The organism is Nocardioides sp. (genome assembly GCF_031422975.1).
Lineage (GTDB): Bacteria > Actinomycetota > Actinomycetes > Propionibacteriales > Nocardioidaceae > Nocardioides.
The window spans coordinates 1-5,841 of sequence record NZ_JANPEO010000491.1; the positions used below are offsets into that span (position 1 = coordinate 1).

General features: G+C 70.5%; 5 protein-coding genes. All 5 read right to left on the reverse strand.

The window, feature by feature from the left end; genetic code table 11:
- Positions 1-2,778, reverse strand: a 2,778-nt coding sequence (locus RMO85_RS14610) for a glutamate synthase central domain-containing protein (RefSeq protein ID WP_310529454.1), incomplete at its 3' end; no start/stop codon positions are given.
- A 142-nt stretch (positions 2,779-2,920) separates the two neighbouring features.
- Positions 2,921-3,808, reverse strand: coding sequence for a prolipoprotein diacylglyceryl transferase (lgt, locus tag RMO85_RS14615; protein ID WP_310529455.1), 888 nt, complete (start codon positions 3,806-3,808; stop codon positions 2,921-2,923).
- Positions 3,805-4,437 carry an SCO family protein gene (locus RMO85_RS14620; protein WP_310529456.1) on the reverse strand — a complete coding sequence of 211 codons (633 nt, stop codon included), beginning with the start codon at positions 4,435-4,437 and terminating at the stop codon, positions 3,805-3,807. The genes lgt and RMO85_RS14620 overlap by 4 nt, the downstream gene beginning before the upstream one ends.
- Positions 4,430-5,227 carry a tryptophan synthase subunit alpha gene (gene trpA / locus RMO85_RS14625; RefSeq protein WP_310529457.1) on the reverse strand — a complete coding sequence of 266 codons (798 nt, stop codon included), beginning with the start codon at positions 5,225-5,227 and terminating at the stop codon, positions 4,430-4,432. The genes RMO85_RS14620 and trpA overlap by 8 nt, the downstream gene beginning before the upstream one ends.
- A partial coding sequence (locus tag RMO85_RS14630; protein WP_310529458.1) for a pyridoxal-phosphate dependent enzyme occupies positions 5,224-5,841 on the reverse strand: 618 nt, incomplete at its 5' end. The genes trpA and RMO85_RS14630, both read right to left, overlap by 4 nt.

Below are 5,841 nucleotides of genomic sequence, written 5' to 3' on the forward strand. Positions count from 1 at the left end.
CTCGCCCCCCTCACCGGTGTTGGACTTGCCGCCGAGGCGGTTCATCGCGATCGCGAGGGACTCGTGCGCCTCCTGGCTGATGGAGCCGTAGGACATGGCGCCGGTCGAGAAGCGCTTGACGATCTCGCTGACCGGCTCGACCTCGTCGATGCTGATCGGCGCGCGGCCCGTGGCCTCGCCGTCCTTGAACCGGAACAGGCCGCGCAGCGTCAGCAGGCGCTCGGACTGCTCGTCCACGCGCGAGGTGTACTGCTTGAAGATCTCGTAGCTGCCCGTGCGGGTCGCGTGCTGCAGCCGGAACACCGTCTCCGGGTCGAACAGGTGCGGCTCGCCCTCACGCCGCCACTGGTACTCGCCGCCGATCTGCAGCTCGCGGTGCGCCGGGGCGATGCCGCCGCGCGGGTACGCCGAAGCGTGGCGCCTCGACACCTCCTCGGCGATCGTGTCCAGCTCGATCCCGCCCAGCTTGGACGTGGTCCCGGTGAAGTACCTGTCCACGACGGACTGTGAGAGGCCGACTGCCTCGAAGATCTGCGCGCCGGTGTAGGACGCCACCGTGGAGACGCCCATCTTCGACATCACCTTGAGCACGCCCTTGCCCAGGCCCTTGATCAGGTTGGTGACGGCCTTCTCGGGGTCGACCTTGACGTAGTAGCCCTCGCGCGCGAGGTCCTCCACGGACTCCATGGCGAGGTAGGGGTTGACCGCCGCGGCGCCGTACCCCACGAGCAGGGCGACGTGGTGCACCTCGCGCACGTCGCCGGCCTCGACGAGGAGACCGACCTGGGTGCGGGTCTTCTCGCGGACCAGGTGGTGGTGGACCGCGCCGGTGAGGAGCAGCGACGGGATCGGGGCCAGGTCGGCGGTCGAGTGCCGGTCGGAGAGCACGATGATGCGGGCTCCGTCGGCGATCGCCTCGGACACCTCGACACAGATCTCGTCGATGCGCCTCGCCAGCGCGGCGCCGCCACCCTCGACCTCGTAGAGGCCGCGGGCGACGTGGGTGATGAAGCCGGGCATGTCGCCGTCACGGTTGATGTGGCGGATCTTGGCCAGGTCGTCGTTGGAGATGACCGGGAACGGCAGCACCACCTGACGGCAGGACGCCGGCGCCGGCTCGAGCAGGTTGGCCTCGGGGCCGATGGTGCCGCTGAGGGAGGTGACCAGCTCTTCGCGGATCGCGTCCAGCGGCGGGTTGGTGACCTGGGCGAACAGCTGCGCGAAGTAGTCGAACAGCAATCGCGGCTTGTCGCTCAAAGCGGCGATGGGCGTGTCGGTGCCCATCGAGCCGAGCGCCTCGCCACCGGTGTTGGCCATCGGCGTCAGCAGGACGCGCAGCTCCTCCTCGGTGTAGCCGAAGATCTGCTGGCGGCGGGTCACCGAGGCGTGCGTGTGCACGATGTGCTCACGGTCCACGACGTCGTCGAGGTGGATGAGACCGGCGTGCAACCACTCGTCGTACGGGTGCTCGCCGGCCAGCTCGGACTTGATCTCCTCGTCCTCGACGACGCGGTGCTCGTCGGTGTCGACCAGGAACATCCGGCCCGGCTGGAGGCGACCCTTGCGCACGATGGTGGCGGGGTCGAGGTCGAGCACGCCGACCTCGGAGGCGAGCACGACGAGCCCGTCGTCGGTGACCCAGTAGCGGCTGGGACGCAGCCCGTTGCGGTCGAGGACGGCACCGATCTGGCTGCCGTCGGTGAACACGACGCAGGCGGGACCGTCCCACGGCTCCATCATCGAGGAGTGGAACTCGTAGAACGCGCGGCGCTGGGCGTCCATCTCCGCGTGGTTCTCCCACGCCTCGGGGATCATCATCAGCACCGAGTGGGGCAGTGAGCGCCCGCCCATGTGCAGCAGCTCGAGCACCTCGTCGAAGGACGCGGAGTCGGAGTGGCCCGGGGTGCAGATCGGGTAGAGCCGGTCGAGGTCACCGGGGATGACGCTGCTGTCGAGCAGCGCCTCGCGGGCCCGCATCCAGTTGCGGTTGCCCATCACTGTGTTGATCTCGCCGTTGTGGGCGATGAACCGGAACGGGTGGGCCAGCGGCCAGCTCGGGAACGTGTTGGTGGAGAAGCGCGAGTGCACGACGGCGAGCGCCGAGGCGACCCGCTCGTCGACGAGGTCGGGGAAGAAGTGGTCGAGCTGGTCGGTGGTCAGCATGCCCTTGTAGGCGAGTGTGCGGCCGGACAGCGACGGGAAGTAGACGTCGGCCTCGTGCTCGGCGCGCTTGCGCAGGCAGAAGGCGAGACGCTCGAGCGCCATCCCGGCCACGCGCTTGCCGGCGCCGGCCACGAAGAGCTGGACGAAGCTCGGCATCACGCTCTTGGCCGTCGCGCCCAGCACGTCGGGGTTGGTCGGCACCTCGCGCCAGCCGAGGACGGTGAGGCCCTCCTCGGTGGCGATCTGCTCGATCTGCGCCTGGGTCTTGGCCACCGAGTCGGCGTCGGGGACGAACGCCGTACCGACGGCGTAGCTGCCGGCACCGGGGAGGTCGAAGTCGACCACGTCGCGCAGGAACGCGTCCGGGACCTGCATCAGGATGCCCGCGCCGTCCCCGGAGGTGGTCTCGGCGCCGGCGGCACCGCGGTGGTCGAGGTTGCGCAGCGCGGTCAGGGCCTTGGCCACGATGTCGTGACTGGCAACCCCGGTGAGGGTGGCGACGAACGCCACCCCACACGCGTCGTGCTCGTGGCGAGGGTCGTAGAGCCCTTGTGCCTGGGGGCCCGCAAGAAGTCCCGAAGTTGCTCGGCCTGCGGGCGGCGAGAAGGCGTGCATCTGGGCATTCTCCCGTCGTCGTGCGCTCACGCAGCCGTCGAGGACGGGCGGGAGCGGGGGTGATGGCGATCGGCAGGGGACGGCGTTGGCCCGCGCGAGGGAAAATCTATCACCGGCGCTCACCTACCGTGAGACAGCGATCTCAGTCCGCAGACTCCGGTTGGGCCTCGGCCACCCGCTCGCGGAGGTACACCGTCTCTTCGCGGCCCGGACGGTTCTTGCCCGCCCACAGGAAGTAGGCACCGGCCAGCACGAAGAGAACCAGGGACGTCCACTCGTTGAACCTGAGGCCGTAGACGTCGGAGAGCTGGACATCGTCGATCCGCAGCGACTCGATCCAGAATCGGCCCACGGTGTACGTCATCACGTAGAGCGCCAGCACTCGCCCGTGACCGAGGCGGAACCGTCGGTCTGCCCAGACGACCACGGCGAAGGCGGCCACGCACCACAGGACCTCGTAGAGGAAGGTCGGGTGGAACGTCGCGCTGTCGAGGTAGCCGCTTGGGCGGTGTGCCTCGTCGATCTCGAGCCCCCAGGGCAGGTCGGTCGGGCGCCCGAACAGCTCCTGGTTGAACCAGTTGCCCCACCGGCCCATGGCCTGTGCGATCAGCACCCCCGGCGCCATCGCGTCGAGCACCGGCAGCAGCCGGATGCCGCGCAGCCTGGCGCCGATCACGACCCCGAGCGCGCCCAGGGCGATGGCGCCCCAGATGCCGAGGCCGCCGCGCCAGACGTAGAGGGCGGTGACGGGGTTCTTGCCCTCGCCGAAGTAGAGCTGCCAGTCGGTCATCACGTGGTAGAGCCGGCCGCCGACGAGCCCGAACGGGACCGCCCACACCGCGAGGTCGGAGACCTCACCGGCCGTGCCACCACGGGCGACCCAGCGGCGCTCGCCGATCCAGATCGCCACCATGATGCCGGCGATGATGCAGAGCGCATAGCCGCGCAGCGGGAACGGACCGATGTCCCAGGTGCCCTGGCTCGGGCTCGGAATGGACAGGGCAGTGATCAGCGGCAGCATCGGACTCATTCGCTCAGGAGGTGCTGGAGGTCGGCGGCCAGCTGGGCCGAGGAGACGTCCTCGGACCAGTAGGCGATGCCGTCGTCGTCGGCGTCGATCGCGACGATCTGGGTGCCGTGCGTGACGTCATAGCCGCCACTGGGCAGCTTGTCGCCCTGCTCGACGGCGATGCCGAGGGGCCGGGCCACCTCGATGATGGTCCTGATCGGGCCGGTGGCGCCGATGAAGTCCGGGTCGAAGCTGGTGGCGTAGTCGTTGACGGCCTCGGGGGTGTCTCGCGCCGGGTCGGTGGTCACGAAGACGACGTCGACTGCGGCCCGCTCGTCCTCGCTCAGGCGCGTCATGGCGGAGGCCATCGTCGACATCACGGTGCCGCAGATGTCGGGGCAGTGGATGTAGCCGAAGAAGACCAGCGTGAGGTCCCTGTCGGTGTCGTCGACCAGGCTGAAGGGCGCCTCGTCGCCGTCGACGAGCGCGGTGCCATCGACCGCGAACGGCGGGTCGAGCACGCTCCCGGTCATCTGGCGGCCCGCCGTCAGGGTGCCCGAGGCGCCACACCCGGCGAGCAGGCCGGTGGCCAACGCCGTGGCCAGCACCGGGGCGAGCGCGACCGACAGCCGACGTCGGGCGTCAGCCACGGCGCACTCCCGCGGCCAGGTCCTCGGTGAGCGCGCGCAGGGCCACGAGCCCTCCCTCGAGGTCGCCCTCGTGGTCGAGCAGCGTCCGGACGAAGGCGGAGCCGACGATCACGCCGTCGGCGTACGACGCGATGTCGGCAGCCTGGTCGCCGTTGCTCACCCCGAGACCGACGCTCACCGGCAGATCGGTGGTCGCGCGGGTGCGCGCGACCAGCGGGCCGGCGAGGTCGCTCGTGGTGGTGCGCGCGCCGGTGACGCCCATGACGGCGGTGGCGTAGACGAAGCCGCGGCAGGCCGCCGTGGTCATGGCGATCCGCTCGGGGGTCGAGCTCGGCGCGACGAGGAAGACCTTGTCGAGGTCGTGCTTGTCCGCGGCCGCGATCCACTCGGCGCCCGAGTCGGGCGTCAGGTCGGGCGTGATCAGGCCGGCGCCACCCGCGCTCGCGAGGTCGGCGGCGAACCGCTCGACGCCGTAGCGCTCGATCGGGTTCCAGTAGGTCATCACCAGGGTCGGTGCACCGGTGGCGGCTACCGCCTCGACGACGCGCAGCACGTCCTTGGTGCGGACGCCACCCTCGAGCGCCTGCTGTGCGGCGGCCTGGATCGTAGGGCCGTCCATCACCGGGTCGCTGTAGGGCAGGCCGATCTCGATCACGTCGCAGCCGGCCTCGACCATCACGCGCATGGCCCGGATCGAGCCGTCGATTGTGGGGAAGCCCGCGGGGAGATAGCCGACCAGGGCCGCGCGGCCTTCGGCGCGTGCCTTGTCGAAGGCAGTGCTGACGCTCACGGGGCGCCGCCCTCGATGGGGAGATCGGCCTCGGGGCCCTCGTCGGCGTCGCCGAGGCCGAACCACTCGATCGCCGTACCCATGTCCTTGTCGCCGCGACCGGACAGGTTGATGATGATCGTCGCGTCCGGCCCCACCTCCGCGCCCAGTCGCCGTGCGACCTCGAGGCCCCCGTGGATCGCGTGGGCCGACTCGATGGCCGGGATGATGCCCTCGGTGCGGCTCAGGAGAGCGAGTGCCTCCATCGCCTCGGCGTCCGTGACGGGGGTGTACGTCGCCCTGCCGGTCGCCGCGAGGTGCGCGTGCTGCGGCCCCACGCCGGGGTAGTCGAGGCCCGCCGAGATCGAGTGCGACTCGATGGTCTGGCCGTCCTCGTCCTGGAGGACGTAGGTGCGCGCGCCGTGCAGCACGCCGGACTCGCCGGCGTGGATGGTCGCGGCGTGCCGGCCGGTCTCGACGCCGTCTCCCCCGGGCTCGAAGCCGTGGATCTCCACGGACTCGTCATCGAGGAACGCGGTGTAGAGGCCGATCGCGTTGGAACCGCCGCCGACGCACGCGGCAATGGCGTCCGGCAGGGTGCCGTACTGCTCGAGGCACTGGGCCCGCGCCTCGTC